The 24,316-nt window shown below is 74.5% G+C and carries 11 protein-coding genes; 7 read left to right on the forward strand and 4 right to left on the reverse strand.

Going from position 1 to position 24,316, the window contains the following annotated elements; all coding sequences use genetic code 11:
- Positions 1 to 85 precede the first annotated feature (85 nt).
- On the reverse strand, positions 86 to 1,069 hold the full coding sequence (locus ACP4J0_RS37115; RefSeq protein WP_426603631.1) for a CPBP family intramembrane glutamic endopeptidase: 984 nt from the start codon (positions 1,067 to 1,069) through the stop codon (positions 86 to 88).
- Between the two features lie 220 nt (positions 1,070 to 1,289).
- On the opposite strand from ACP4J0_RS37115, the gene ACP4J0_RS37120 reads away from it, so the two are divergent.
- The 3 genes from ACP4J0_RS37120 to ACP4J0_RS37130 all read left to right on the forward strand — a co-directional run bounded on the left by ACP4J0_RS37120 (position 1,290) and on the right by ACP4J0_RS37130 (position 5,398).
- The gene (locus ACP4J0_RS37120; protein ID WP_426603633.1) at positions 1,290 to 3,617 is read left to right on the forward strand and encodes a histidine kinase; all 2,328 of its coding nucleotides are present in this window, start codon (positions 1,290 to 1,292) and stop codon (positions 3,615 to 3,617) included.
- Positions 3,617 to 4,291 carry a response regulator gene (locus ACP4J0_RS37125; protein WP_426603635.1) on the forward strand — a complete coding sequence of 225 codons (675 nt, stop codon included), beginning with the start codon at positions 3,617 to 3,619 and terminating at the stop codon, positions 4,289 to 4,291. Before ACP4J0_RS37120 ends, ACP4J0_RS37125 begins: the two co-directional genes overlap by 1 nt.
- 204 nt (positions 4,292 to 4,495) lie before the next feature.
- The gene (locus ACP4J0_RS37130) at positions 4,496 to 5,398 is read left to right on the forward strand and encodes a TIGR03619 family F420-dependent LLM class oxidoreductase (RefSeq protein WP_426603637.1); all 903 of its coding nucleotides are present in this window, start codon (positions 4,496 to 4,498) and stop codon (positions 5,396 to 5,398) included.
- Between the two features lie 110 nt (positions 5,399 to 5,508).
- Here the strand turns inward: ACP4J0_RS37130 and ACP4J0_RS37135 are convergent, their stop codons facing one another.
- Positions 5,509 to 5,751, reverse strand: a complete 243-nt coding sequence (locus ACP4J0_RS37135) for an Atu4866 domain-containing protein (protein WP_426603650.1) — start codon at positions 5,749 to 5,751, stop codon at positions 5,509 to 5,511.
- A gap of 194 nt (positions 5,752 to 5,945) precedes the next feature.
- Positions 5,946 to 6,806, reverse strand: coding sequence for a helix-turn-helix domain-containing protein (locus ACP4J0_RS37140; RefSeq protein WP_426603638.1), 861 nt, complete (start codon positions 6,804 to 6,806; stop codon positions 5,946 to 5,948).
- A gap of 267 nt (positions 6,807 to 7,073) precedes the next feature.
- On the opposite strand from ACP4J0_RS37140, the gene ACP4J0_RS37145 reads away from it, so the two are divergent.
- From ACP4J0_RS37145 to ACP4J0_RS37160, 4 genes are all read left to right on the forward strand, one after another.
- Complete coding sequence (locus ACP4J0_RS37145) at positions 7,074 to 7,487, forward strand: nuclear transport factor 2 family protein (protein ID WP_426603640.1); 414 nt, start codon at positions 7,074 to 7,076, stop codon at positions 7,485 to 7,487.
- 374 nt (positions 7,488 to 7,861) lie between these two features.
- On the forward strand, positions 7,862 to 8,830 hold the full coding sequence (locus ACP4J0_RS37150) for an RICIN domain-containing protein (protein WP_426603642.1): 969 nt from the start codon (positions 7,862 to 7,864) through the stop codon (positions 8,828 to 8,830).
- A gap of 300 nt (positions 8,831 to 9,130) precedes the next feature.
- Positions 9,131 to 21,823 (forward strand): amino acid adenylation domain-containing protein, encoded by a 12,693-nt coding sequence (locus tag ACP4J0_RS37155; protein WP_426603644.1) that lies wholly within the window; start codon positions 9,131 to 9,133, stop codon positions 21,821 to 21,823.
- A gap of 176 nt (positions 21,824 to 21,999) precedes the next feature.
- The gene (locus ACP4J0_RS37160; RefSeq protein ID WP_426603646.1) at positions 22,000 to 23,106 is read left to right on the forward strand and encodes a tetratricopeptide repeat protein; all 1,107 of its coding nucleotides are present in this window, start codon (positions 22,000 to 22,002) and stop codon (positions 23,104 to 23,106) included.
- A gap of 105 nt (positions 23,107 to 23,211) precedes the next feature.
- Here ACP4J0_RS37160 and ACP4J0_RS37165 read toward each other — a convergent pair whose 3' ends face one another.
- A complete protein-coding gene (locus tag ACP4J0_RS37165) occupies positions 23,212 to 23,844 on the reverse strand; it encodes a DUF4232 domain-containing protein (protein WP_426603648.1) in 633 nt (210 codons plus the stop codon).
- Positions 23,845 to 24,316 lie beyond the last annotated feature (472 nt).

Here is a 24,316-nt window from a genome sequence, read left to right on the forward strand (position 1 = left end):
CCCAGCAAGCTGAAGCGGACACCAGCGGCTTGAGTGGACATGGTTGCCCCTTTGGTTGTTGGTTCGTCAGGTCGGCCGTGGACGGTCAGTGCCGGCGGATGACGTGGATCTCGGGCAGCGGTGTCGTGGCGTACAACGGCATCGGCGTGGGGCGTGGGGCGCCCACGGAGATCCGCTGGGGACGGTGATGGCGGGCGAGGCGGAGGACGACGGCGGCGTACAGGACGGTGACGGCCATGTCGATGAGGGCGAGCAGGACCGGGGCGTCGGCCGCGGTGTCGTCGGAGGCGAGGCCGTCGACGAGGGCGGCCGCGAGCCCGAAGCTCACCAGGTTGTTCAGCGCGTGCAGGGCGACGGCGGCTTCCAGCCCGCCGGTGCGCAAGGTGAGGTGGCCCGTGACGAGTCCGAAGACGCACAGGTCCACGAAGCCCCACACGGTGCCCCAGCCGTGCGCCGCGCCGAACAGCAGCGCCTGCGGCAGCACCGCGCACCACGGCGAGCGCAGGAAACCACCCACCGCCTGCGTCAGCCAGCCCCGGAACACGTACTCCTCAGCCGCCGCCTGCAACGGCACACACACCGCGAGCACGGCCAGCGACACCAGGAACGACGGCCAGTCCACCCACTGCGCCGGCTCCGCACTCGTACCGTCGTCCAGGGGCAGGAAGGCCAGCGCCAGCCCCGGCACCGCCACGGTCGGCACCGCCACCACGAGGCAGCGGCCCAGCCACCGCCAGCGCAGCCGCCCCGTCACCGACGACACCGTGCCCGCCGGACGCCGCCCCGCCCAGCGCACCGCGAGCAGCACCGGTGGCAGCATCAACGCGATGTAGGACAGCTCCAGCACCAGATTCGGCAGCGCGCCGAAGTCGAACGTCCCGTCCGGGAGTCGGGGGCGGCCCGCGGCGGCGCCGGCGCCGTAGGAGACCACGTCGACGACACCGATGAGGACGAGCCAGCCACCGGCCAGCAGCAGCAGTCCGAGTACCGGACGCCACCAGCGGTGATGTCCGGTGTAACGCGCCATGCGATGGTAGGGGAGCGCGTTGAGCAGGGGTGAATCGGTCATGTGCACCAGCATTCCGGCGGCATCGCCCCAGCACGTCCGTCACCGGCACGAACGGCGGCTCTACCGCAGGGTGCAGACGGCACCCGGTCCCGAGGCGGACGAAGGGTGACGGGAACCTGCCGCGGGCCGGCACGTCTTCCCCTCCGTCCCCGGGCGGAGACATCCTCCGGCCGTGCGGAAGACGGCGGCACGGCGCAGGTGGCCTACGCTCACATGCGTCATGGAAACCATACGTAACTGGCTGCTTCCGACCGCCCTCGCGCTGCTCGGCGTCGGCGTGCTCACGGCCTCGCTGCTGTCGGAGAACGAGCCTGCCGGACTGCTGAGGCCCGCGGGGCTGGTGGCGGCGATCGTCGTGCAGTACGTCGCGCTGGGACGGCGGCGCCGCGACCCCCTGGCGGCGCTCGCCGGGACGGCGGCCGGCATGCTCATCGGGACTCTGGCCGCCCCCGATCACTTCGTCAACCTCGGGATATTCGTCGCCCTGTATGCCGTAGCGGTGCAGTACGGTGGCCGGATCACCGCTCTGGGCGCCGCCGCCGTCATCGGCTGCGCTTGGCTGCCGAGTGTCCTGGGCGGTGGCTCGGCGCAGGAACTGCTGGCCGACCTGGGCTCCTCCGCCATGTTGTACGTGCCCTGTGCGGGGCTCGGCGAGGCGCGGCGGCAGTGGTTGAGCGGTCGCTGGGCCGCGGCCGGACGGCTGGCGCGGGCCGAGGAGGAACGGCGGCGGGCCGCCGAGAACGAACGTCACCGGCTCGCCCGGGAACTGCACGACGTCAGCGCCCACCACCTGACCTCCGTGGTGGTGACGGTGGACGCGGCTCGCCGGCTCAGCGGTACCCGGCCCGAACTGGTCGAGGAGGCGATGGCGTTCGCCGCGCGCACCGGCGAGGAGACCCTGTCCTCGCTGCGCCGGCTGGCCGACGCCATGCGGGACGCCCAAGCACCCGAACCGCAGCCGGTGAGCGGCCGCCTGCGCGAGTTGATCAGCGGGTTCGACCGGCTGGGCCGGCCCATCGACGCCGACCTGCCCGACGACCTCGCCGGGCCCGCCGCCGAGGCCGCCTTCGGTATCGTCCGCGAAGCCCTCACCAACGCACTGCGGCACGCGCCCGGAGCCGCCGTGCGGGTACGCGTCCGGCGCCTCGACGGCGCCCTCCACCTGCTGGTCGCCAACGGCGCGCCGCGTGCCGCGGAGGAGCACGCCCGGGCCACCACAGGACTGGGCTCGGGCAACGGGGTCACGGGCATGCGGGAGCGGGCGACGGCCGTCGGTGGCGAACTGACGGCGAAGCCGGCCGAGGACGGGGGCTGGAGGGTGACGGCCACGTTGCCCGACAGCACGGGACCGGTCCAGCCGGACTCGGCGTCCCTGCGCCGCGATCTGCGGCGCGAACAGTGGCTGGCGGACGTGCTGCTCTGTCTGACCGCCGTGATACTGCCGCTGTTCATGGTGTCCCCGTCCGGCGACGCGCTCGGTACGACGACCGTGACCCTGCTTCTGACGGCGCACGCGCTGCCCCTGCTCTGGCGGCGCCGTACTCCCGCTCTCGCCCTGGCCGGGGTGGCCGCGACCGCGTGGCTGACGCCCGCCGCGGTCGCCGCGGGGCTGGTGCCGTCGGACTGGGTGGACCTGCTGCCGTCCGCCATGGTGTCCGAGGCGATGGCGGTGTACGCGGTCGCCGCCTTCGGCCGCCGGCCTGTACGAGCCTTCGGCGCCGCCCTGGCCACCACGGTGAACGTGGTGGCCGCGATGGCCGTGACGGTCGCCGTCGACCAGATGGTGGTGCGGCCGTCCGGCGATTCGACCATGGTGCTCTGGGCCGCGTACCTCGTCATGTGGGCGGCGGCCCCGTTGTTGATCGTGCTGTGGGCTGTCGGCACGGGGGTCCGCCGACGGCGGATACGGGTCGTCACCCGCGAGGAGAGCGCGTTCAGCGACTCGGTGCGCCAGACCGCGCTGGCGGCGACCACCGAACGCCGGCTGATCGCCGCCGAGTTGCACGAAACCGTACTGCGGTGCACCACCCGCATGGTGGGTCACGCGAGCGACGGGACACCGGACGATGTGGCCGGCGAGGCACGGGCGGCGCTCGCGGCGATGCGGGAACTGCTGCGCAGCCTGCGCGGTGCCGCCGAGGACGGCGGGCAGCATGCCCCGCAGCCCGGCGCGGCCGACCTGGAGGCACTGTGCGGGGCCCTGCGCGCGGCCGGCCGTGACGTGACCGTCAGCGGACTGCCGCGCGCCGTCGAGGACCTGTCCGCGTCGGTGTCCCTGACCGTGTACCGGGTGGTGGAGGCCGCGCTCCGAGCCGGCGACCGGGGTCCGGCCCGGGTGACGCTGCGACGGCGGCGCGGGCAGGTGCACGTCACGGTCACCGGGGTGCCGCTCGCGGCCGCGGGCCCGGTCGCCGAACGGATCCACGTCCAGGCGGAGTCGGCGGCGGGGCGGATGACCGTCGACCGGGCAGGTACGCTGCGGGTAACCGTGCCGGTGGGCAACCCGTCGGTCCCTGCTCAGGAGGTCCTGCCATCGCCATACGTGTGATGGTCGTCGACGACCAGGCGGTGGTCCGTGCCGGATTCGCCGCCGTCGTCGATGCCGAAGCGGATCTGACCGTGGTCGGCGAGGCGGGTGACGGCGCCAGTGCGGTCGCGCTCGCCGAACGCACCGCCCCCGACGTGGTCCTGATGGACATCCGCATGCCCGGCATGGACGGACTGTCCGCCACCCGGCTGATCACCGCCCTGGACAGCAGTCCCAAGGTGCTCGTGCTGACCACTTTCGACCTCGACGTGTACGTGTACGAGGCGCTGCGCGCCGGTTCCTCCGGGTTCATGCTCAAGGACGCCCTGCCGGAGGACGTGCTCACCGCGATCCGCGTGGTCGCCGGCGGAGAGGGCATCCTCGCGCCGACCGTCACCCGCCGCCTCATCGGGCAGTTCGCTCACGGGGCGCCCCTCCCGCCGGAGTTGTCCGGCCAGCTCGCCGGGCTCACCCCGCGCGAGCGGGAGGTGCTGCTGCTGATCGCCTCCGGCCTGACCAACGCCGAGATCGGGGTACAGCTCGGCGTGACGACCGGTACGGTCAAATCCCACGTCAACGCACTGCTCACGAAGCTGCAACTGCGCGACCGGGTACAGGCGACGATCCTGGCGTACGAGGCCGGTCTGATCCGCCCGCAGGGCTCGCTGGGGGACCCGGCCGCCGCACCGCACTGAGGACCCGGCCGCCGCACCGCACTGGGGGATCGTCCGGCTCGGAGGCCCTGAGCGGAAACCGGAGACTCAGGGCTGAACCATGGCTGTCCACCTGCCGTTGTCACTGGTGTCAGCTACTGAGCCCCGAGGCCGGAGCGCCCCGCGTGCCCAGTTCCGGGCCGACAGGCGCCCGTGCGGCATGCCTGATCTCGATGAAGGAACCTCATGAGAATCGGTTTCACCCTGCCCCAGTTCCACCGCCAGGCGTACGGCATCGCACGGACCGCGGAGTTCGCGCGGGAGGTCGAGCTGGCCGGCGCCGCCAGCCTCTGGGTGGGAGACCGCAACCTGGCCGCCGTGCACCCCCGGATCGGTTACGGCGGCCAGGGCACGACCATCCCCGTCGAGCTGAACCCCGCCGCCGACCCGTTCGTGCTCCTGGGCATAGCCGCGAGCGCCACCGAGCGGGTCCTGCTCGGTTCCCATGTGCTCATAGCGCCGCTCTACCCGCCCGTCCAGCTCGCCCGCGCGCTGACCTCCATCGACCTGATCAGCGGCGGCCGGCTGCTGCCCGGCTTCGGCATCGGCTGGTCCCCCGAGGAATACGAGGCCGCCGGGCCGGACTTCAGCACACGCGGCGCCCGGATGAACGAGCTGCTCGACGCGCTGGAGGCCATCTGGACCTCTGACCCGGCCGAGTACCAGGGCAAGATCCTCTCGGTCCCCCTGCACCACTCGCCTCTCAAGCCCGCCCGGCGCCCGCGCCCGCCCTTCTACCTGGGCGCGCTGTCCGAGCGTGCGCTGCGCCGCGTCGCCGAGCGCGGCGACGGATGGCTGCCCCTGTGCACGGTGCCCAGCTGGGTGGACATCGAAGGGCTCGTGGCACACCGTGCGCTCATCGACCGCTGGGCCACGGAAGCGGGCCGCGACCCGGCTGCCATCGACACCGTCCTGCGCGTCAACATCGATGCGGGCACTCCGACCGGCCAGGTCGCCGACGCCGTCAAGGCCATCCACGAAGGCACGGGGATCGACCACGTCATGGTGGACACCACCTACGCCATCGAGACCGTCGACGAGGCCATCCAGCACGCGGTGGAGATGATCGGCCTGGTTGCCCGGGGCTGATCCACCGGCCGGGCCGAGCGGCCGACGGGGACCGTTCCGCCCGGCCGCCGGGGACCGTTCCGCCCGGCCGCGGCCCCGCCAAGGCCCGAAGCGGCGTGCCGTCGGTGGTCCTACTGCCTGTTCTGCCGGTGCGCTTCGCTTCCTTCGCGGTAGAAGACGTAGCCACCGTGGTGCAGTACGTCTCCGTCGAAGGTCCCGTCCGCGGTGAACCCGGTGTCGTCGACGTACTCGATCCGGGTGCCGGAGACCTCGTAGGAACCCGTGTACGCGCTCTCCCGGTCTCCGCGGGCCTCGTCGTAGCGGCCGTGGGCGAGGAGTTCCTGCCGGATGTGGCCGTCGGCCGTCACCCACATGCCGACGTACGGGTGCGGCGAGACCTCCGTGGACCCGGTCGGGCCCGGCCGCGGTGCCGGCGGGGGCGTTGCGGTCGCGCTTGACGCCGAGGGCTGCCTTGCGCCGTCGTCGTGTGTCGTCGTGCACGCGGTGAGAGCGCCCAGGACGAGGACGGCGGCACAGGTGTTGCCGGTCATGGTCGCGGAGCGGGTCCTCACGTGGTCCGCCTCGGTGAGTCGTCGCGGTGTCCGGAGTGGGTGGTGGTCGCCGCCAGGGAGCCGAGCAGACGGAGCGCGTCCGCGGTTCCGGTGCCCTCCTGGGCGTGGTAGACGACCAGCTGCTGCCCCGGGGCGGAGCGTACGTCGAAGGTCTGCATGCGCAGGGCCAGTTCGCCGACGTCGGGATGCAGCAGGGTCTTCGCGGCGTCGCTCTTGCCCCGTGCGTCTCGGCGCTGCCACAGGTCGGTGAAGTGACGGCTGCCTTCCGAGGCCGTCCGCAGTACCTCGGCGATGCGTGGGTCGTTGGGCCGCGCGCCCTCCAGGAAGCGGAAGCCCGCGACCGTGTTGGCCGCGGCCTTGTCCCAGTCCAGGTGGAAGGAGCGGACCGACGGATCGAGGAACATCGTGAGCAGTACGTTCGCGCCGGGCTGGAGGTGGGGGAAGACCGCCCGCCCCAGCGTGTTCGCGGCCAGGACGTCGTAGGCCCGGCCCAGGAGCAGGGCCGGCGTGCGGTCCCACAGTTCGGCCAGTTCCAGCAGCCGCGGGTCCGCTCGCTCGGTGCTGCCCTCATGGCGCGGAAGCGGAGCCATGCCCGCGGCCCGGAACAGGTGCAGCCTGCCGTCGTCGTCCAGCAGCAGCGCGTCGCTCAGCGCGTCCAGGACCTGCGGCGACGGGTGCCGCTCACGGCCCTGCTCCAGACGCAGGTAGTAGTCGACGCTGATACGCGCCAGCATCGAGACCTCTTCACGGCGCAGACCGGGCACGCGCCGCCGCCCGTCCTCGGGCAGACCGACGTCGGACGGCGTCACCTGCGCGCGCCTGCTCCGCAGGTAATCGCCCAGTTTCGAGGTAGTCATACCCCTCAGGCTAAGCTCGCCGGCCGCCGGGAACCTGGCCCCAGTACCCCCAGGCATCCCCAGGGACGGGAGGGGGCGGGCACACCACCTCGCGGCAGGCAGACCGGCGGTATAGGTCGAACAGCCGATGTCCGTCGGTCGTTTCACGAGGAGGATCCGGTGAGGCGGGCGCGAGCCCGGCCGCAGCGCCCGGAAACGCGTTCCGTGCCCCGGCGGCAGGCTGCCGGAGCGCGCCGGCCGCCCATCGACACAGCACGGAGGCTCCACATGACCACGCACCAGCACGACGAACGCTCCGCCACGGGGAGCGCGGTGGTGGAGGCGTTGTACGGCTCGCTCGCCCAGGGTGACGTCGCCGCCCTGCTCGCCGGACTCGACGAGCGGATCGAATGGGTCGTCCCGCCGGGTCTGCACTACGGAGGCACGTACCGGGGACGTGAGGAGATACTCAAGAACGTTTTCGCCCGTTTCGTCTCCGAGTGGCAGGACTTCACCGTCGCCCCCGCGGAGATCCTCGACGCCGGGGACCGGGTCGTCGCACTCGGCCACTACAGCGGCAGCAACCTGGTGACCGGGAAGCCGATGAGGGCCCGTTTCGTGCACGTGTGGCGACTGCGCGGCGGCGTCCCCGTGCACTTCGAGACCGTCCTCGACACCCACACCATGGTCGCCGCGATGTGAACCGTTTCCAAGCACCGTCGGTGCCGCGGCGCCGACGGTGGCTTCCGCCCCATTGAGTCGGCACCCCGGGTGAGATGCCCGCAACGCACGACGCCGAGGCGACCGAACACAACGGTCGCCTCGGCGTCGTGCGTTGCGGGGCCATGGCGGGGAAATCACAGGCGGCACAGGTATGGTGCCGCTGGGTCCTCCGAACCCGCCCCGCCGGGACGAACAGCGGTTCTCGGCAGGCCGGTTCACCGCGCGACGCCGCCGCTGCCTCCACAAGGCCGGCCCGGAACGCGCCTGGGCTCTCCTCACGGCGACCGCACCGCTCACCCTCTGCCGGTATGTGGCTTCCGGTCACTCTCACCCTGCACAAGGAGCACAACAGAATGCCTGAGCTGCCCAAACGGAACACAGGCCAGGGCCGGCCCGTCAGCTCGCCACCGGACAGGCATGCCGGTATCAACGACGCGGCGAAGGTGGCAGCAGCCCGTGCCGCTCTCGCCCGTGCGGCTATGGCCCACCGAGCCGGCGCCGGGGACGACGAGGGACATCCACCACCGGAGCCGGCCGCCCGTAACGCCGACCGCGACGCATCCGCCACCGCTCCGGTGGCACCGGGCGACAACCTCCGCCCCGGCCCACGCCGCCCCCGCGCGAAGTGGATCGCCATCGCCGCCGCCATGGCCGTCGCGGTCATAGCCGCCGCGGTGGCCGTCACGACCAGCGGGACCCAGGAGGAGGCCGGTCCGCAGGTCCACGCCGCGGAGGAGCTGCCGCGGCCCGAGGTGACCGAGCCTGTCATCCCTGGAGCAGAGCGGTCCGGGAGCGCTTCAGCGAGCGCCACCGCGTCGTCCCGCCCCCCTTCCACCGCCTCCCCCACGCCCTCCGGTCAGGAGACACGGCCAAGCTCGGACAAGGCGGCTGCCGACGCGGAGCCCGAGGTGAGCAAGGCGCCGCTCAAGGAGGGAGCCGACCGGGGCGGCGACCCGGCTCGCAGCCCCGGGAGGGCACTCGCGGTCGAATCCTCCGGCAACTGCCTGACGGGCGCCGGCTCAGGATCAGGACTGGTGGTCGCGGCCTGCACCGGCGCGACCTCCCAGTCGTGGAACACCGGGTCCGGCACGGCACTCCAGCAGGGTGGTCTCTGCGCGACCACCACGGGCACCGCGGACCGCACACCGGTGGTTCTCGCACCGTGCGACCGGTCGGCGGCTCAGCAGTTCAGCCTGTCGGGAAAAGCGCTGCTGTCCACGTCGAGCGGCAAGTGTCTGGACCTCTTCGGAGGAGCGTCCGGCACCCAGGTGGTGCTCTGGGAATGCAACGGCCGTGACAACCAGCGGTGGAGCAGTGCCTGACACCGCGCCCGAAGGGCCGCCGGGCCGGAGGTCTTGGGCAGCGGACGGCAGTGATATACACATGCGACAGGTATCGGTTCATACCGGTTCTGAAACGTGAGCGGGGTGGGCCCGGTCCACTTCCCGTCTCGCCCGCGGATGCCCGCGGATCACTGAAGTACCCCGTACGACGGCTCGTGACGGTCCGAGCCGGCCCCATCCGTCCAGCCCTGCTGAACGGCTCTGCTCCTTCGCGTGAACGCGCGGGGGAGAGTGTCGTCCCGTGGCACGGTCTCCCTTGATTTGGTGTGAGCAGACGACATGAGTGACGACACCCTCTGGAACGTCCTGCTGGCGGCCGCCCGGGAGGCCCCCGAGCAAGTGACGGTGCACGTGCGCGACGACGGCGGCGAGCTGAACGTGACATACCGACAGCTGCTCGCGGACGCGGTACGGGTCGCCGGGGGGCTGCGGGCGGCCGGAGTGGCGCCCGGTACCTGTGTTCCGCTGGTCGCCGACCGCAGCGAGAACTTCCAGGTGATGTTCTGGGGACTGGTCGGTGCCGGTCTGGTGCCGGTGCCACTCGCCGCGGACGCCCGCCGGGTGGCGCCCGTGTGGGAACACCTGGGCCGGCCGGCCCTGTTCGTGGACGCCGCGGGCGCGGAGGTGGCGCGGGACCTGCCCACCGGGGCGGCCGTGCTGCGGCTGGACGGGCTGCCGGACGGCGGGGCGGCGGACGGGGACATGCCGGACGTGACCGTGCCGGGTCCGCCGGACGGTCTGGCGTTCGTGCAGTTCTCCTCGGGCAGCACCGGGCAGCCCAAGGGTGTCGAGCTGACGCACGCGGCGGTGACGGCCAACCTGCGCCAGATCGTGGCCGTGTCCGATCTGGGCAGTGCCGACGTGGTGGTCAGCTGGATGCCGTACTTCCACGACATGGGTCTGATCGGCACGCATCTCGCCCCGCTCGCCGCCCGTGCCAAGCAGGTCAAGATCGGGCCGCTGGCGTTCGCCCGGCGGCCCGGTATCTGGTTCGAGCGGGCCACCACCCACCGGGCCACCCATCTGTCGGCCGCCAACTTCGCGCTCGCGCTGGCCGTCCGGCGGATTCCCGAGGCGGACCTGACCGGCTTCGACCTGCGCAGCGTCCGGCGGGTGGTGGTCGGAGCCGAACCGATCTCTGCCACCGTCTGGCGCGACTTCGCTCGCCGTGCGCGGCTCGCGGGTCTTGCGGCGCACGCCCTCCAGCCGGTCTACGGGCTGGCCGAGGCGACCCTCGCCGTGACGTTTCCGCCGCCCGGCGAGGTGGCCGTGCCGCTCGCGGTGGAGCGGGGCGCGCTCAGCCGCGGCCGGGTGGTCGACGCCTGTGAGGGGGCCGAGGGGGCCAGTGGTGCCGACGGTGCCGTCGAGCTCATGGACCTCGGTCACCCCGTGCCCGGCTGCTCCGTGCGGATCGTCGATGACGCCGGGCGGGTGCTCGGGGAGCGGCGCGTGGGGCACGTCGAGGTGCGCGGGCCGCAGCTCGCCCGCGGCTACCGGGGGCTGCCCGATGCCACCGCCGCGGCCTTCACCGCCGAGGGCTGGCTGCGCACCGGCGACCTGGGGTTCCTGCGGGAGGGACGGCTGTGCGTCAGCGGCCGGCACAAGGACGTGCTCTTCCTGAACGGGCTGAAGTACCACGCCGCCGATCTGGAGGAGGTCGCCGCCGGTACACCCGGGCTGCCGCCCGGGACGGCCGCGGTGGTGGGCTCCACCGATCCCGTCACCGGCCGCGAGCGCGTGGTGGTGTGCGTCGCCTGGGCCCGTCCGCCGCGCTCGGCCGACGAGGTGCTGCGGCACGTCGCGGACCGGGTGGGCGAGGCCCTCCTCCACGACGACGTCCGGGTCGTCGCCCTGCCGCCCGGTCGGTTCCCCCGCACCACCAGCGGCAAGATACGCCGCCATGTGCTGCGCGAGCGGTTCGAGGCGGGCCGCTTTCCCCGCGTCGTCGCCCGCGCGCCCGGTGGTACGCCGACCGTTGCCGGAGGGCACGGGGCGGGTGAGCGCGACGTGCCGCGGTCGCGGGCGGCGGCCGAGCGTGCGGTGCGCGAGGTGTGGGCCGGGGTGCTGGGACTGCCCGTGGAGCGGATCGGCTCCCGTACGTCCTTCCGGGCGCTCGGCGGGACCTCGCTGAAGGCGATGGAGGTGCTGGCGGCGCTGGAGGATGCCCTCGGCCGGCGGCTGGAGGTGTCGGCGCTGCGTACCGGGGCGGACACGGTCGCCGAGATCGTGGATCACCTGCTCGACGGGACGGAGGCGACGCCTGGGGCGCAGGCGAAGCCGACGGGGGCGCAGGAAAAGCCTGGGACGGAGGCGACGCCTGGGGCGCAGGCGAAGCCGACGGGGGCGCAGGAAAAGCCTGGGACGGCGACGAAGCCGGGCGCCCAGGCAGAAGCGGACGCGGAGGCGGAGCCGGGGAGGCGTGCGGAGGCGTACGTGACCTCGGAGCCGGCGTCGGCGCCGCGGAAGGGCGGCGCGGGTGCGGAAGGCCCCGGCGTGTCCGGCCGGCGAGCGGACGGCACACTCGCCGTGGTCGGTCTCGCGTGCCGTTTTCCCGGCGCCGACAGCCCCGAGGAGTACTGGCGGCTGCTCACCGAAGGGCGGGACCTCGTCACCCCGGTGCCGCCGCACCGGTGGGGTGACGACCAGGTGCCCGAGGCCCGGTGGGGAGCGTTCCTGAAGGACCCGGCCGGCTTCGACGCCGCCCGTTTCGGGATCGGCGACGCGGAGGCCCACAGCCTCGACCCGCAGGCCCGGCTCCTGCTGGAGCTGGCGCACGAGGCCCTGGAGCGGGCCGGTTACGCCGGCCCGCGCCGCCGCGGCCACCGTGTCGGCGTGTTCACGACGGCCGGGGAGAGCGGCTACCGGGAGCTGCTGGAACGGGCGGCCCGCCGGGACGGCACACCACTGCCGCCCGCCGCGCTGACCGGCAACCTGCCCAACCTCCTCGCCGCCCGCATCGCGCAGAGCTTCGACCTGCGCGGTCCGGCCCTGGCCGTCGACACCGCCTGTTCCTCCGCCCTGGTGGCCCTGCACCTGGCCCGCCGCAGCCTCGCGGACGGCGAGTGCGACATCGCCCTGGTCGGCGGCGTCAACCTCCATCTCACCCCGACCGCGCACCGCATGCTGCACGCCGTGCAGGCCCTGTCGCCGACGGGCCGCAGCCGTGCCTTCGGCGCCGGCGCGGACGGCTTCGTGCCCGGTGAGGGCGGCGCGGTGCTCGTCCTGCGGCGGACGGCGGACGCCCGGCGGGCCGACGACGAGGTGCTCGCCGTCGTCCGCGGCACCGCCGTCAACAACGACGGCACCTCGCTGAGCCTGATGGCGCCCCATCCCGCCCGCCAGTGCGAGGTCATCACCGCCGCCCACGCCGCCGCGGCCGTCGATCCGGCCGAGGTGACCTATGTCGAGGCGCACGGCACCGGCACGGCCCTCGGCGACCCGGTCGAACTGGCGTCGCTCGCCCATGCCTTCCCGCCGCTGCCCGACGGACGCCCGCGGCTGCTGGGCTCGGCCAAGAGCAACATCGGCCACCTGCTGAACGCCGCCGCGCTGCCTGGTCTGGTCAAGGTGGTACTGGCGCTGCGACACGGCCAGGTGCCGCCCTCGCCGCACGCCGATCCACCCGCCGCTCCGGTCGCCGGGGCCGGTTTCCAGGTGCCCGGCCGGCTCGTCCCCTGGCCCGTACCGCCCTCGGGAGGCCCGTTCGTCGCCGGCGTCAGCGCTTTCGGCTTCGGCGGCACCAACGCGCACGCCGTACTGGAGCAGGCCCCCGCACCCGCCGTACTGGAGCAGGCCCCCGCGCCCGCCGTTCCTCCGGCCCGCGCGCGGCGGGAGGCGGACGGGCCGCATCTCCTCGCGCTCTCCGCCGTCACACCGCTCGCGCTGCGTGCCCTGGTCCGGGACCTGTCCGGCCACCTGGCCGCACACCCGGAGATCACCGAGGCCGACCTGTGCCTGACCGCGGGGACGGCGCGCGACGGCGACCGCCACCGCCTCGCCCTCGTCTGCGACGGCGACGGCGACGTACGCGCGCGGCTGTCCGCCCTCGCCGTGGCGGACGGCGCCGAGGACCGCCCGGCCGCGGCAGGGGGCGACACCACCGGCCGTCTCCCCGCCGCGCCGGACACGTACACCGGCGTCGTTCGCTCGCGCCCTCGTCTCGTGTTCCTCTTCCCCGGTCAGGGCACCCAGCGTCCAGGCATGGCCGCTGGTCTGTACGCCACCGCGCCCGTGTTCCGGGACACCCTCGAGGAGGCGTCCGCGCACCTCGGTCCGTTGTACGGCCGTACCCTGACCGCCTGGTGCACCGATCCCGGCGTCGACCCGGCCGACCTGGCGCGCACGGAGATCACCCAGCCCGCCATGGTCGCCTTCACCGTTGCGCTGGCCCGGCAGTTGGGCGCCTGGGGCGTCGTACCGGACGCCGTCACCGGCCACAGCGTCGGGGAACTGGCCGCTGCCTGCGCGGCGGGCCTGCTGCCGCTGTCCGACACCGTCCGCTTCGCCGCCGAGCGGGGCCGGCTCCTGGCCGAGCTGACCGAGCGGGGCGCCATGGCCGCCGTACGCGGGGCGGACGACGCCGTGGACTCCCTGGTCGCCTCCTCGGACGGGGACCTCTGCGTCGCCGTGCGCAACGCCCCCGGCCGGCTGGTGCTGTCCGGGACCGTGCGCGCTGTCGAGGACGCCGTGGCCGCGCTGACCGCGCGGGGCGTCGCCGCGCGCCGGCTCCAGGTGACGCGCGCCTTCCACTCACCGCTGATGGCACCGGCCGCGCGGGCGCTGTACGACGCCGCCGCCGCTCTGGTGCCGGGGGCCGCCCGGGTACCGCTGATGAGTACTCTCACGGGCGACTGGGTGTCGGCCCCCGACGCCTCCCACTGGCGGGACCACGCGCTGCGGCCGGTGGAATTCGCGGCTGCCGCGCGGCGGTTGACCGAGGACGGTTTCGACACGTTCGTGGAGATCGGGCCCGGCACCGACCTACCGGCGGCCGTGCGACGGGCCGCCGCGGCCCGGCCCGGCCCCGCGCCGGTCGCGCTCTCCGCCCTGCCGGCCATCCGGGAGGGGGGCGGCCGGGGCAGGGACGCGCTGCTGCGCACCGTCGCCCGGCTGTGGACACGCGGCGTCGCCGTCGATCACGGGGCGCTCGCTCCGACGGGACGCCGTGTGCCCGTGCCCACCTATCCCTTCCAGCGGCGGCCCTACTGGCCCGGCCCCGACCCCGCCCGGCTGCTGCACCGGATCGCCTGGACCTCCGCTCCCCTCCCCGAGCCCCTGGGCCTGGTACCGGTCACGCTGGTGTCCGGGCCCGACGGCGAAGCGGTACGGGAACTGTCCGGGCGGCTGGCCGCGCGGGGAGTGCCGACGGTGCGGGCGGACACGGGGTCCGCGCACACCGTCGTCCATCTCGCGGGACGTGGAGAGGACGGCACCGGCCTGGCCGCCGCGGTCGCCTTCCGGGACACGCTGCGGGTCTTCGACCGGGTCGGGGCGCGGCGCCTGCTGCTGCTCACCGAGGACGCCCACCGCACCGGCTCGCGGGGCGAGGCGGTGCCGCGTCCCGGGCAGGCCCTGCTCACCGGTCTCGCGCCGGCGCTGCCCGAGGAGACCGAGGGCGCGGGCCTGGCCTGTGCCGACCTGTCCTCCCAGGACACGGCCGAGCAGCGACTCGACGCGGTGGTGGCCGAGTTGTCCGTGGCGCGCGGCGAGGTGTCGGTGGCGGCCTGGCGCGGCGGTACGCGGCTGCTGCGCGGGGTCGAGCCCTTGGCGCGTGGCGGCGTGGCGCGGTGGACGGACCGGACGGACCCGCTGCCCGCGAACGGCGTCTACCTGATCACCGGTGGCGCGGGCGGTCTCGGCGCCGCGCTCGCCCGGGACCTCGCCGGGCGCGGCCGCCCCACCCTCGTCCTCACCGGCCGTTCCGCACGGCGGCCGACCGCGCTGCTGGCGGAACTCGGCGAGCTGGGCGCCGATGCCCGCTACCGGCAGGCCGACGTCACCGACGAACGGCAACTCGACGCCCTGCTCGCCCAGGCTCCGGCACCGGACGTCGTGTTCCACCTGGCCGGGGTGGCGGTTCCGGGCTCGTTGCGCGGCACCGGCCGGGACGACACCGGCCGGTCACTGGCCGCCAAGACGCTCGGCACCCGGCTGCTGGCCGGCGCACTGCACCGCCACGGGCACCGCCCGGCGCTGTGCGTGGCCTTCTCCTCGGTGGCGTCCGTGCTGCCGGGTGCCGCGGGCGCGCTCGGCGACTACGCCGCCGCCAACGCCTACCTCGACGCCTTCGCGGCGGCCGAGCGGGCCGCCGGCCGCCGCTGGCTGGCGGTGAATCTCGGCGCCGTGGCCCGCACGGGACTCGCCGCCAGGGCGGCGGAGCACGTGCCGGTGCGCGCCCGGGGCGCGCCACTCTCTCCGGCCGAGGCGCTGCAAGCCCTGCGCGCGGCCTGCGCCGTCGACACCGCGCAGCTCGTGCTCGCCGACATCGGTGCTCCCGGCCACGGAGACGACAGCGTCCCGGCGGCGCCGGTACGGATTCCTCAGCTTCCGCCGATGGCCGATCAGGACTCCACCTCGGCGCCCGCTCAGACCTACGACGCTCAGACCTACGACGCCCAGACCGCCGACGCCCAGACCGCCGACGCGCCGGCCTCCTCCGCGCAGGCCTTCTCCGCCCAGACCGCCGACCCGCCGGCCTCCTCCGCGCAGGCCTCCGACGCGCCGGCCTCCGACGCGGCCGGCCGCACGTCCGGCCGCACCCCCTGCACCCCCGCACTCGTGCGCGGCCTGCTCGCCGAGGCCCTGCGCCTCCCCGTCGGGGCGGTCGACGAGGACGCGGCCTTCCTCTCCCTCGGTCTGGACTCGCTCGCCGCGGTGGACCTGGTCCGGCGGCTGGAACGTGCCCTCGGCCGGGACCTGCCGACGACGCTGTTCTTCGAGTACCGCACGGTGCGGGAACTCTGCGCCCACCTCGACGCCGACGCGTCCGGCGAGGGCGCGGGCACCGGCCCGGCGGTCCTCACGGAGAGCGCCGTCGCCGAGGGCGTGCCCTTCCCCCTCACCCCCGTACAACTGGCCCTGCACACCAGCAGCGTCCTGTACCCCCGGACTCCGGCCCGCGGCTGGGTGCGGCAGACCGTCCACGGGCCCCTCGACCCCGGTCTGCTGCGGCGTGCCCTCGTCGCGCTCGCCGGGCGGCACGGCATGCTGCGCGTGCGGATCGCACGGGGCGACGGCCCCTCCCCGGTACCGCGTCAGACGATAACGGCGGGCGCGGACCCCGCCGTGTGGTTCGAGACCCGGCCGTGCCCCGAGGGCGAGGACGCCCTCAGGGCTGTGGAGACCGAACTGGTCAACCGGCCCCTCGACCTCACCCACGAGCCTCCCCTGCGGGCGCTGCTGCTGACCGGTGAGGCCGACGTGGCCCACCTGCTCCTGTCCGTGCACCACGTCGCCGCCGACGGCTACAGCCTCAACCTCCTCAGCACGGAACTGTGGACGCTGTACACCGACCTCGCCCTGGACCGCGTCCCGGCCCCGCTGCCGGGCGCCGCCGACTTCGCCGCCCACGCCGGCGGCGTGCGGCCTGCCGTCCGCGCCGAGGACACCGCGTACTGGACGGCCCGCCTGGCGGACCGCTCCCCCATGACGCTGCCCTACGACGGCCGCCCGGACCCCGAGGAGGGCCCCGGGCCGATCGTCACCGAGCACCGCGTCCTGGACGAGGACCTCGTCGCCGTCCTGCGCGAACGGGCCGCCCGCTGGAACGTCTCCCTCTTCCACCTCCTGCTCGCCGCCTACGCACGCTGCCTGGCGCGGTGGAGCGGACGGCGCGACCTCGCGGTCAACGTGGCCCGCGCGGGCCGCGACGCCCGCACGCCGGGGAACGACCGGCTGGTCGGCCCCCTCGCCGACACCCTGCCGCTGTTGCTGGAGGCAGACCCTGACGAGCCGCTGCCCCGGCTCGCCGAACGCGTGCGGCTGGCCTGGCTGGACAGTGAGCGGCATGCCACCGTCAGCAGTCTCGGCCTCGCCCGGCTGCTGTCCGGCGACGCCTCGGGGCCGCGGACGGCGAGTCCCGCGAGCTTCAGCTTCGCCCGCTTCCCCGCGCCCTTGGACCCGGACTGCCCGGTCGGGGTACGGCCCACCGCGGCGGGCACCGGCTCGGCCGCCACCCGGCTGAACCTGCTGTGCTGGGAGGACGGGCCCGTGCTGCGGCTGTCCTGGAACTTCCCCGAGGACATCCTCTCCCCGGCCACGGTCGCCCGTCTCGCCACCGCCTTCGAGCGGGAGCTGCGCGGCCCGGAAACCGCCGGTACCGCGCCCGCGCCCGAGCCCGCGAGCGCGGCCCGGTCGACCGTGGTCGGCCGGCTGCTGGAACGGTTCCGCGCGGCGTCCGACGCGGTCGCCGTCGACGACGGCCGGCTCCCGGTGACGTACCGGGACCTGGACGCGGCCACCGGCGCCCTCGCCCGGCGGCTGCGGGAGAACGGCGTACGGCGGGGTGACCTGGTCGGCATGCTCACCTCTCCGGGCCCCGACACCGTGATCGCCGTCGTCGGCATCCTCCGGGCGGGCGCCGGATGGGTTCCGCTGGACGCCGAGTACCCGGCGGCACGGCTGGCCGGGCAGGCCGATCGCTGCGGGGTGCGCGTGGTCGTGCACGACGACCGCACCCGGGCCACCGCGCGGGCGCTGACCGCCCTGACGGCCCTGCCCGTCACCGGGCCCGACGACGGGACGGCCGGGCACGCACCCGGTGATGCGGCCGACCCCGACGCGACGGCGTACGTCATCTTCACCTCCGGCTCCACCGGCCGCCCCAAGGCGGTGCCCATCACCTTCCGCGCCATGGAGAACTACCTCGACTGGGCGGCGAGCACCTTCGCCTACGGTCCCGGCGACCGGCTCGCCAACACCTCCTCGCCCTGTTTCGACGCCTCCGTACGGCAGTTGCTGGCGCCGCTGCTGACCGGTGCCACCGTGGTGACCGCCGACCGTGACCTGGTGCGCGATCCGGAACTGCTGCTGCACCATGTGGCGCGGGCCCGGATCACCGTGTGGAGTTCGGTGCCGTCGCTGTGGGAGCGGCTGCTGACCGCCGCCGAGGACCTCGTCCGGCGCGGTGATCCGCTGCCGGACCTGTCCGCACTGCGCCTCGTCCACGTCGGCGGAGAGGTGCTGTGGGCGGACTGGGTGCGCCGCTGGTACGACCTCTTCGGGCCGGGGCAGACCATCGTCAACCTCTACGGGCCCACCGAGACCACCATCAACGCCACCTTCCACGTCGTCACCGAGCGCCCGGGCGATCAGGTCGCGGCACTGCCCATCGGCCGTGCCGTCGCCGGGACCGAGTTGCTCGTCGTCGGCCCCGAGGGTGCGCCGACGGGTCCGGGCGGCACGGGGGAACTGCTGATCGGAGGCGTCGGACTGTCCACCGGTTACCTCGGTGAACCCCGGCTCACCCAGGCCGCGTTCACCGAGCGGGACGGTCGCCGCTGGTACCGCAGCGGCGACCGGGTGGAGGTGCTGCCCGACGGCGCCCTGCGATTCGTCGGCCGCCTCGACGACCAGGTGAAGGTCCGGGGTCACCGGGTGGAACCGGGTGAGGTGGAGGCCGTCCTGCGCGACCGTGCGGACATCGCGCAGGCGGTCGTGCTGGCGGACGCGGGGCGGCTGTCCGCGTTCGTCGTGCTCAGGGACGCGGGGGGCGGCTCGGAGGACGGTTCGGGGGACGGTTCGGGGGACGGCTCGGGGGACGGCTCGGAGGACGGCTCGGAGGACGGCTCGGAGGACGGCTCGGAGGACGGCTCGGAGGACGGCTCGGAGGACGGCTCGGAGGGCGGCGCGGGCGTGGACGCGGTGACGCTGCGGCGCCATCTGGCCCGGTCGCTGCCGCCCTACATGGTGCCGGCCCGCATCACTGTGCTGGACGCCCTGCCGCTGACCGGCACCGGCAAGGTCGACCGGCGGGCACTGCCGACGGCGACCGGCCGGGCGCCGGTGGCGGACGCGCCGCCGTCCGGCGCCGGTGACACCGAGGAGCGGCTGGAGCGCATCTGGTGCGAGCTGCTCGGCGTCGACCGGGTCGGGCCGGACGACGACTTCTTCGAGCTGGGCGGCGATTCGCTGCTGGCGCTCCAGGTGTTCGACCGGCTCGCCCGGTACGGAGGCGGTCCGCTGCCCAGGCCCACCGCCGTGTACCGGCACCGCACGCTGGCCGCGCTGGCCGAGGCCGTGGACAGGGCGGCCCGGGAGGCGGGGCCGCGTGCCCCCGTACAGCCCGCCTCCGACGACGGCCCGGCGCATCCGGCGCGTCCGGCACGTCCGGCACGTACGACCGACCCGGTGGTCTCGGCCGACCCGGTGGTCTCGGCCGACCCGGTGATCGCGGCCGACCCGATGGCCGCGGCCGATCCGGTCGACGCCGAGCGGGCGGACCCGGCCGTTCCGGCGGCCTTCCCGGTCACCCCGAGTCAGCGCGGGTTCCTGCTGGCGGAGGCCCTCGCACCGGGTGCCGGGGGGTCCTGGCTGGCCCGGCTGCGGCTGGCCGGCCCGCTCGACCGGGAGCTGTTCCAGCGGGCCGTGGACATCCTGGTGGCCCGGCATCCGATGCTGCGCACGGTCTTCCCGGCCGGGGCGCGGCCACCGGTGCAGCAGGAGCTGCCCGCGTCGCTGCGGCTGCCGGTCGGCTTCGCGGCCGTGTCCGGGCCGCAGGAGCTGGCGGAACGGGTCGAGGAGGAGCGGCGCCGCGGCTTCGAACCCTGGGCCTGGCCGCTGCTGAGGCTGCGGGTGCTCACCCTGGCCCCGCACGAGCACGTACTGGTCGTGCACGCCCACCACTTGATCGGCGACGGCTACAGCGCCGCTCTGCTACTCGGTGAACTGACCGCCGTGCACGACGCCCTGAGCGGTGGTGTGACACCCGCGCTGCCGGCATTGGACACCACCTTCCGCGACTTCGCGCGCCGTGTCGCCGGGCAGGCCGCGGTACCGGGGAGGGAGGAGGACGGCGCGCAGCGCCGGCGGGCGGCGTTGTCCGCGCCCTACGCCGGACCGGTCCTGCGCGTCGCGGACCGGGACGGGACGTCACCGCGGTTCCACTCCCACGGTTTCGTCCTGGACGCCACCGTCACCGGCGCGCTCCGCAAGGTCGCCGCCGACGCGGGCGCCACCCTGTACGCTCCGCTCCTCACCGCCTACCACGGGGCGCTCGCCGCCCTCACCGGCCAGGAGGACCTGATCATCGGCGTGGCGGTGTCCGGCCGGGACCATCCGCTGCCCGGCATCCACCGTGTCTTCGGGCCTTTCGCCACCGCCGTCGCCGTCCGCCCCTTCGGGCCCGGCGCGCAAGCCGTGCCGGGGGACTTCGCGCGGCGGGTGCGCCGGGTCGTCGAGGAGATGGTCGATGCCCGCGTCTACGAGGACGTCGTACCGCGTGACCCCAGCGGGTTGCCGCTGACCTCGCAGTTCTTCTTCACCTTCCTCGACTTCGGCGCGCTCGGCCGACGCGGTGGGGACGTCCTGGCCGTGCGCTGGGACGACGAGGAGGACAGCGGCTTCACGCCGCCCGCGGCCGGGACGGACGTGTTCCTCGCGGCGCGGCCCGACGGGGACCGGCTCAAGGTCACCCTGCGGGGCGCGGCGGCGGCCTTCGACCCGGACGCGCTCGCCACGCTCGCCGACGGGCTGCGCGAACGGCTCCTCCGCGCCGTGCCGGCCACCGGCCACCGGCCCGTGGTTCCCCGGGCCGTACGGCGGGCCCCGCAGCCCGCGGGCCGGGACCTGGACGCCGCGCTCGTCGGCTATCTGCCCGCTCCCGCCCACCTTGCCCGGCTCGCGGGGCTGCCGGAGACCTCCTCGACGCGTGAGGACGTCCGTCGCCTGCTGTTCCCGGGCGGCGCGCCCCGGCTGCTGGAGACGACCTCCACACCGCTGGGCCGGTCCGGCTTCGTCGCGCTGCCGCTGTTCGCCGACGAACTCGCCGGTGACCGGGCCCTGGCCGGTCACGTGGTGCGGGCCGTGCGGACGGCTGCCGCGCTCGGCGCCCGTTGTGTCTCACTGGCCGGCATGATTCCCTCACTGACCGGCTACGGTTTCGACGTCATGCGCGCCGACGGGGCCGCGGCGGCGTCCGTCACCACCGGGCACGCGGCCACCGTCGTCTCCGTGGTCCGCACGGTGCGTGCCGCGCTGGCCGCGACCGGCCGCGACCTGGCCGGCCTGGAGATGGCCGTGGTGGGGCTCGGCTCGATCGGCGCCTCGTCGCTGGAGCTGCTGCTCACCCTGGCCGAACGCCCGCCCGCCCGGCTCGTGTTGTGCGACGTGCCCGGCAGCGAGCAGCGCCTGCGGGAACTGGCCCGGACGCTGCGGGAACGGGGGCTGGCCGGGGACGTCGCCGTCCGCGTCTCCGCCCCGGACCTGCCTGACGCCGTGTACGGGGCGGGGCTGGTCGTCGCGGCGGTCAGCGGGCACCGCGCCCTCATCGACGTGGACCGGCTGCGGCCCGGTGCCGTCGTCGTGGACGACAGTTTCCCGCACTGCTTCGACACCGGCCGCGCGCTCGCCCGGATGCGTGAGCGCGGGGACGTCCTCGTCGTGGGCGGCGGGCTGCTCGCGGTCGGTGACACGCGGCGCGACCTGGCGGACGGGCTGCCCGGCGCCGTCGCCGTCGCCGAAACGGCGGCCCAGTACGGAATCGCCGGCACGCTGGCGTCCTGCCGCGCGGAGTCCCTGCTGCACGCCTCGGGCGCGGACGTGCCCCTGGTGCGGGGCCTGGTCGATCCGCCCACGGCCCTGGCCTACTGGCGGGCCGTCGAGAGGGCCGGGGTCACCGCCGGGCCGCTGCATCTGCTGGGCGACGTCCTGGAACCGCTCGCGGTGAGCCCGCCCGCTGTCGCGGCCGCCGGGACGGGCCGGGCTTCTCAGGAGGTCACCGGGGAGCGGGCCGGCACCACCGACATCGAGGAGTGATCGCGGGGCGCGGCGCGTGGCCGGGCCGCGCGTGAGCCGGGTGGGCCGCCGCGTCGCCGTCCGGTCGTCGCGGCGCAGGGGGCGAAGTCACCGGCCGCGTCGCCCCGTTGGCCTTGCGCCGCACTGGCGTTCCGTAAGCTGGGGACCGGGGGCGCACGGTGTGGAGGGGACAAGGCATGGACGGCGACGGTCCGGCGCGGTGGCATACCGGCGCGGAGGCCCGCGGGCGGCGTATCACCACCACCCTCCTGATGTCTCTCGCGGCCGTCCGCGACGCCGATCCCACCGGTCTTGCCGTCCCCGTCCTCCGTCTGGCCTCTCTCCTCGATCCCGACGGCCATCCTCACGCCCTCTGGACGCGAGCGCCCCTTCTCTCCTTCCTCGCCGCTCATCGTGTCCCACCCGCGGAGAAGGGCACCGCCCGCGGCACTACGCAGGTCACAGCCGACCAGGTGCACGCGGCCTTGCGGCTGCTGCACCGTCATGCGCTGCTCGTCTGCGATCCCCGTGCCGACCCTCGTGCGGTCCGCGTCCACGCCGCCACCGCCCGTGCCGTCCGCGAGACCGTCTCCGACACCGATCTGCCCGGCCTGGCGGTCGCGGCAGCCGACGCGCTCCTGGAGGCGTGGCCCGAGGACGACCGGCTCCAGGCCGAGCTGGCCGAGGTCTTGCGTGCCAACACCGCCGCTCTGGCCGACCGCGCGGACGACCACCTGTGGCGCCCCGACGGGCACCCGGTCCTCTACCTCGCCGGCACGAGTCTTCATGACGCGGGGCTGACGGACGCCGCCGTCGGCTACTGGCAGAACATGACCGGTAGCGCCGAGCGGATACTCGGAGCCGACCACCCCGACACCCTGGTGGCTCGTAACAACCTCGGCGTCTCCTACCGGCAGGCCTGCCGTGCCGACGAGGCCATTGGCTCGCTGGAGCAAGTGGTGGCCGCCCGCGAACGCCTGCTCGGCCCCGACCACCCCGACACCGACACCGCGCGCGCCAACCTCGTCGTCGCCTACGACGAGAGCGGACGCACCGAAGACGCCATCGACCTGCAAGAGCGCGTAGTGGCCGATCGTGAGCGTCTACTCGGCCCCGACCACCCCGACACCATCGCCGCGCGCGCCGACCTTGCCGACCTGTATCTGGACGACGCGAACTTCCCCTACGCCACAAAGACGCTGGCACAGGTGGTGGCCGCTCGTGAGCGTCTGCTCGGTGCCGACCATCCCGACACCGTCGCCGCACGCGCGGATCTCGTCGACATCATGCTCAACCTCGAGTGACCGACGTGAGGGGCGCGGCGCGCGCGGCTCTCACGGGCGCCGGGGCCGGCGTGCTCGCTCCACGTCCGCACGCCGTGGCCCCACGGCTGTTCCGGGGCGTACGGGTCAGTTCGCCCCGCCCCGGCCGGCGCTGCCGATCGGACCGACCTTGACCGAGGAGGCGGTGCTGTTGGTGGCGGGCAGCGTGGGGGCGCCCGGCCATGCGAGGGAGACCGTCTTCGTCTCGTTCGGCGGGGTCACCATGAGTCCGGTGACCCTGACGCCGGAGCCGCCCGAGTTGTTGATCGGGTAGCTGATGCCGAACGACACCCACGTGCCGTCCTTGAGGATCACAGGGTTGGCCTGCTGACCACTGCGGTTGGCGGACAGGTTCCCGACGTTGGTCTTCAGGTCGACGCCCGCGTATCCGGTCAGGGTGCACGCCCGGCCTCCGCGGTTCTTGAACGTGACCGCGACGGAGCCTACGGAGGCGCCGTCGGCGGTGTTGTCCGAGGCGGAGATGACCAGGTCGTCGGTGCGGCACATGCGGGCCCGGGTGTCCACGCCGGAGCCGCTCCCGCCGGCGCTCTTGCCGACGGCGTCCTTTTCGCCGCCCTGCTCGGAACCGCCGCCCGCGGAGGACGCGGTCGGCGCGGGGGCCCCAGCGCCCTCTACCGTGCCGTCCTCACCGTTGCAGGCCGTGAGCGTGAGGCCCGCGGCAACGGCCAGGGCAGCGAAGGTGAGCTTACGAATGCGCATTGTCTGTTCCTCAGTCTGAGTGGAAGGTACTTACTGCTCGGTCTGCGGTCCGAGCCGGTCGAGCCGGTCCGAGCCGGTCCGGGTGAGCGTTGCCGGTCCGAGCCGGTCCGGGTGAGCGTTGCCGGTCCGAGCTGGTCCGAGTGAGCGTTGCCGATCACCATGACCCGTCCGGTCCGTGAAACATTCAGTCCAACTGGCAGGCACGACACTTCTGTTACATGCAGCGCGCCGCAGCGCGCAGGCCCCAGGACGCCTGCGGCGGTCGTCCGCCGGAGGGTCGTTCGTGGCGACGGGTCACCGTCGCGCGGTATCCCGGTGGGCGCGGTCAGCAGACGGCCCGGACCCGGGGGGCGGTCCATTCCTCGGGTGCGGGTGCGGGTGCGGGTGCGTCGTGCTGCTGGATCGCCTGACGGAGCCCGCGCAGGGCCGGGCCGGGATCGACACCCAGTTCCGCGTGCAGAACCCGACTCGC

It is taken from the genome of Streptomyces sp. WG7 (assembly GCF_049975785.1).
GTDB lineage: Bacteria > Actinomycetota > Actinomycetes > Streptomycetales > Streptomycetaceae > Streptomyces.

Excerpts from the sequence above, each read along its gene's own strand:
- ACP4J0_RS37150 (WP_426603642.1), top strand. The coding sequence starts at position 7,862 with ATGCCTGAGCTGCCCAAACGGAACACAGGCCAGGGCCGGCCCGTCAGC.
- ACP4J0_RS37135 (WP_426603650.1), bottom strand. The coding sequence starts at position 5,751 with ATGTGGGTGACGGCCGACGGCCACATCCGGCAGGAACTCCTCGCCCAC.
- ACP4J0_RS37120 (WP_426603633.1), top strand. The coding sequence starts at position 1,290 with ATGGAAACCATACGTAACTGGCTGCTTCCGACCGCCCTCGCGCTGCTC.
- ACP4J0_RS37165 (WP_426603648.1), bottom strand. The coding sequence starts at position 23,844 with ATGCGCATTCGTAAGCTCACCTTCGCTGCCCTGGCCGTTGCCGCGGGC.
- ACP4J0_RS37130 (WP_426603637.1), top strand. The coding sequence starts at position 4,496 with ATGAGAATCGGTTTCACCCTGCCCCAGTTCCACCGCCAGGCGTACGGC.
- ACP4J0_RS37140 (WP_426603638.1), bottom strand. The coding sequence starts at position 6,806 with ATGACTACCTCGAAACTGGGCGATTACCTGCGGAGCAGGCGCGCGCAG.
- ACP4J0_RS37125 (WP_426603635.1), top strand. The coding sequence starts at position 3,617 with ATGGTCGTCGACGACCAGGCGGTGGTCCGTGCCGGATTCGCCGCCGTC.
- ACP4J0_RS37145 (WP_426603640.1), top strand. The coding sequence starts at position 7,074 with ATGACCACGCACCAGCACGACGAACGCTCCGCCACGGGGAGCGCGGTG.
- ACP4J0_RS37160 (WP_426603646.1), top strand. The coding sequence starts at position 22,000 with ATGGACGGCGACGGTCCGGCGCGGTGGCATACCGGCGCGGAGGCCCGC.
- ACP4J0_RS37155 (WP_426603644.1), top strand. The coding sequence starts at position 9,131 with ATGAGTGACGACACCCTCTGGAACGTCCTGCTGGCGGCCGCCCGGGAG.
- ACP4J0_RS37115 (WP_426603631.1), bottom strand. The coding sequence starts at position 1,069 with ATGACCGATTCACCCCTGCTCAACGCGCTCCCCTACCATCGCATGGCG.